The sequence below is a fragment of the Gemella sp. 27098_8_155 genome (genome assembly GCF_041433725.1).
Classification (GTDB): domain Bacteria; phylum Bacillota; class Bacilli; order Staphylococcales; family Gemellaceae; genus Gemella; species Gemella haemolysans_D.
The window spans coordinates 1-4,753 of the sequence record NZ_JAPWCA010000036.1; the positions used below are offsets into that span (position 1 = coordinate 1).

Here is a 4,753-nt window from a genome sequence, read left to right on the forward strand (position 1 = left end):
CCAGTGAAAGGTTTAAGAGCTTCAGAAGTAGGAGCGTCAGCAGGAGTGTTGAATTCAGAAATATTTCCATCTTTATCAACGACTACTTTATTGCTGTTTTCAGAAAGTCCGTCAACTTTGCCAGTGAAAGGTTTAAGAGCCTCAGCAACAGGAGCATCAGCAGGAGTGTTGAACTCAGAAACATTACCGTCATTATCAACGACTACTTTATTGCTGTTTTCAGAAAGTCCGTCAACTTTGCCAGTGAAAGGTTTAAGAGCCTCAGCAACAGGAGCGTCAGCAGGAGTGTTGAACTCAGAAACATTACCGTCATTATCAACAACTACTTTATTACCATTTTCAGAAAGTCCGTCAACTTTTACAGTAAAAGGTTTAAGAACCTCAGCAACAGGAACATCAGTAGGAACTGAATATTCATATTTTGTACCATATTCATTTTCTCTTACTTTATTTCCAGTTTCCGAAACAACTGTTTTTCTAATGTTTGGGTGCATTATGAATTGATTATTATCTTGGAATAATTGTCCCATTTCAAGAAGTATTTTTTCTGAATTATTCTTAGCAGCAAACATAACCCCAAGAGGAAGATTATTTTCACTCTTATAAACTGGTAAAGATATAGCAGGATTACCTGTTAAGTTGAATAACCATGTAAATGGAGTACGTTTCATCATTGGTTCCCATTGTTTTACAAGTAGATTGAATCTCTCTTTTGGATCTTTTATTTTATTAATATTATAAAGTTTTTCTTCAACTTCTGGATCTACATAAGGATCTACTTTTTTATCATTTGATGGAGCTGTAACAGCATTTGTTGCCATTAAGAATAAATCATATTTTTTATAGAACTCGTTCATTTGATTTATATATTCCGACATTGGTTTTGCAGAAGAAATATCAGTGTTAGCAGTTTTTCCTCTAGTCGCAGATGTACCTAAAGCATAAGTAGCAGGATCTAAATCGCGTTTATTCTCTTCGGTAGCTACTTTTGCAGGAGCAGTATATGCACCACCAATGGCTCCGATAGTGTAGGTTCTGATTCCTTCGTAACCATCGATAGGGAATTCATTTACTTCTTCTACAGTGAAGCCTTGTTTTCTAAGAAAATCAACAGCTTTAAGAACAGCTTTTTTCCCATCTTCACTTAATTCAACATCTCTTAATGGTGTTTTAAGAGTATAAGCAATTTTTAATTTTTTCAAATCAGTTGGAACTTCTTCCAGAGTTTTTGGTTTACTAATTTGTGTTTTATCAAAATATGCCTTAGCATCTTCGATAGTTTTTACTAGAGGGAATTTTACTACATGCCCAGTAGGTTTTAAACCAATTAAACCTGTCCATGAAGCAGGGATACGAATTGAACCACCAGCGTCACTACCGCTTGCAATTGATACCATTCCACTTGCTACAGCACCTGCACTGCCTCCTGAAGAACCACCTGTATTTCGACTTGGATCCCATGGATTACCAGCAGGTCCGAATAACTTAGAGTCCGTAATATTTCTAGTTCCTAGTTCAGGGTAGTTAGTTTGTCCAAGTATTACAAATCCAAGTTTTTCGAATTCTTTTGAGACAGCTCCACTACTTTTAGATACTTTACCTTTATTAAAATAGATACCATTAGAAGCATCACCATCTTTTAGTAAATCTAATCCTTTAATTAATGTAGGAACTCCTAAGAATGGTTGTTCTTCCCAATTTACAGGATTAGCAGCAAGATTACCTGCTTTTACTCTCTCGTCTATTTCTTTAGCAGTTCTATATGCTTCATCAACGATAGCTTTAGGAATTTTTCCATTTTCAGTAGTAAGTACAGCGTTTAATTTAGGATTTTCTTCTGCGATAACTTTATATGCTAAATCAACTAACTCTGTACTTGTTACTTTTTTCTCACGAATTAGTTTAGCAAGTTCAAGAGCACTTTTTTGTTTATACTCTGCTACAGTAAATGGGATTGTAGGTTTAGAAGATGTGTTTTCTTCAGTATTAGTAGTAGAAACCTCACTATTATTACTGGCTACATTAGGCTTAACATCTGTAGTTGAAGATGAATTTGTAGCAGTGTTAGAAGTTGGGGTTTCAGTAGTTGAAGTTCCGTTATTGCTAGCTGTATTATTAACTGGTGCAGATACTGTATCACTGTTCTCATTAGCATGAGCTTGGTTGTCATTTGCTAAGACAGGAAATAGCGTAGTAGCTGCAAATGCTGGTATAAGAACGTATTTTAGATTTTTCTTTTTCATTTTTGACTCCTAATTTAATGAATAATAAATAAGCTGTTATATGCTTTGCTACTTAATTATACTCTGATATTCGCTATCAATCAAGGAAATAATTTTATGAAACGGAAAAATATTGATGTTGTTTATTAATCTATAAAATAAAATTTAAGAAAAGTAGAGATGATTTAAAGAAAAAATAATAACTACGGCTGATTTTTAGAAATCAATCGTAGTTATAAAAAAAATATTTTATATTAATTATTATTTTTGCGTTTTAATAATCCAACTAGAGCAAGAAATGCTAACCCTATTACTGATAGGAAGCTACTTGTATTTTCTCCAGTGTTAGGTAGAGTTTTAGATGTGTTAGGTGTTGATAAATTAACTTTTGCTGTGTTCATATTTGCTAACTTATTCTCTTCTTTAGGAGTTGGAGTTTGTGATTCTTCAGATTTAGCAGGAATAGTACTTGTTTCATTGTTAATCTTAGATGTTGATGATTCTGAAACAGTAGGTGCGTAAGTAGGAACTGTGTATTCAAATTTAGTTCTGATTTCAAGTTCTCCTGCTTTGATTCCATTTTCTGATGCAGTTGTACTTCTAATACTTGGATTCATTTTGAATTGGTGTCTATCTTGGAAGTATTGACCAATCTCTAAAAGAACTTTTTCTGAATTGTCTTTTGCTGCGAACATTACACCAAATGGTAGATTTTTATCACTTAGATATGTTGGTAGTGAAATCGCAGGATTTCCAGATAAGTTAAATACCCAAGTATATGGAGAACGTCTTGTCATTGGTAACCATTGTTTAGTTAATAAATTAAATCTTTCTTTTGGATCTTTAATCTTGTTAATGTTATATAGTTGTTCTGCAATATCTGGCTCTATATATGGATCTACTTTTTTATCGTTAGATGGAGCAGTGACTGCGTTAGTTGGAACTAAGAATAAATCGTATTTTTTATAAAACGCATTCATTTGATCTATAAATGTAGATAGTGGTTTTACTGAAGAAACATCAGTATTTGCATTTGGTCCCATATATGAAGAAGTTCCTAATCCGTAAGTTGTAGGATCTAGTTGACGTTTGTTTTCTTCTGTTACGTTTTTAACAGCTGCAACATAACTTTCTTCTCCAATACCACCTACAGTGTATGTTTTAATTCCTTCATATCCATCGATAGGAAATTCTTTAACCTCTTCAACAGTAAATCCTTCTTTTCTTAGGAAGTCTACTGTCTCTAGAATAGCTTTTTTACCAACTTCACTTAATTCAAGATCTTTAAGTGGAGTTTTAAGGGTGTAGGCTATTTTTAATTTTTTCAAATCTTTTGGTGGTTCTACTAATGTTTTTGGTTTGCTTAATTCAGTTTTTTCGAAGTAAGCTTTAGCATCTTCAATAGTTTTTACAAGAGGGAATTTAACAACGTGACCAGTTGGTTTTAGACCGATAAGTCCAGTCCATGAAGAAGGAATACGGATTGATCCTCCCGCATCACTACCACTAGCTATAGGTACCATACCACTAGCTACAGCACCGGCACTTCCTCCTGAAGATCCTCCACTATTACGGCTAGGATCCCATGGATTACCAGCAGGTCCAAATAATTTAGAATCTGTGATATTTCTAGTACCTAGTTCTGGGTAGTTAGTTTGACCAAGTATAACAAAACCTAGTTTAGCAAATTCTTTTGCCACAGGACCACTTTCATCAGCAATTTTACCTTTGTTCAGATATACACCATTAGTATAGTCACCATTTTTTAATTGATCCAGACCTTTAATTAAAGCAGGTACACCTAAAAATGGTTGGGCTTTCCAATCAACAGGGTTAGCAGCTAGTTTCCCTGCACTAATACGATTGTCAATTTCTTTAGCAGTTCTATATGCTTCATCAACAATAGCTTTAGGAATTTTTCCATTTTCAGTTGTTAGAACTGCATTTAATTTAGGATTCTCTTCTGCAATGACTTTGTAAGCTAAGTCAACAAGTTCTGTACTAGTAACTTTTTTCTCACGAATTAATTGAGCAAGTTCTAAAGCACTTTTTTGCTTGTATTCAGCTACAGTAAATGGAACTTTTGGATTAACAGTTTCGTTGTTAATAACATTTGTACTATTAGTCGACTCAATTTTAGCTGCTGGAACTTGCTCTACATTGTTAGATGGACTAGCAGGAGTAGTAGCTGTTGTTTCTGCAACATTGTTAGTAGTTGGAATATTAGCAGGTTTTTTGCTAGTAGTTTCTGGTTTACTTACAGTTGAAGTTGTAGTAAATTTATCCTCATTAGCTTTTGCTTGATTATCGTTAGCTAAAACAGGGAATAGTGCAGCAGCTGCAAATGCTGGTATAAGAACGTATTTAATATTATTTTTTTTCATTTTTAACTCCTATTTTAAAATAAATATTTAAATAAATGATTGAAGCTTTGAAAAAGCTTTCTATTAATGATTATACTCCGATAATATTTTTCAATCAAGAAAATGATTTTAAAAATAAAAAAAAATATAAGTGACTTAATAATATTT

2 protein-coding genes are annotated in these 4,753 nt (G+C 33.3%); both read right to left on the bottom strand.

Annotated features, from left to right (window positions below; all coding sequences use genetic code 11):
- On the bottom strand, positions 1 to 2,243 hold a 2,243-nt coding region (locus O5Y44_RS08680), incomplete at its 3' end, for an amidase family protein (protein WP_371465998.1).
- Between the two features lie 233 nt (positions 2,244 to 2,476).
- The gene (locus O5Y44_RS08685) at positions 2,477 to 4,606 is read right to left on the bottom strand and encodes an amidase family protein (RefSeq protein ID WP_271965946.1); all 2,130 of its coding nucleotides are present in this window, start codon (positions 4,604 to 4,606) and stop codon (positions 2,477 to 2,479) included.
- Between the last annotated feature and the right edge of the window lie 147 nt (positions 4,607 to 4,753).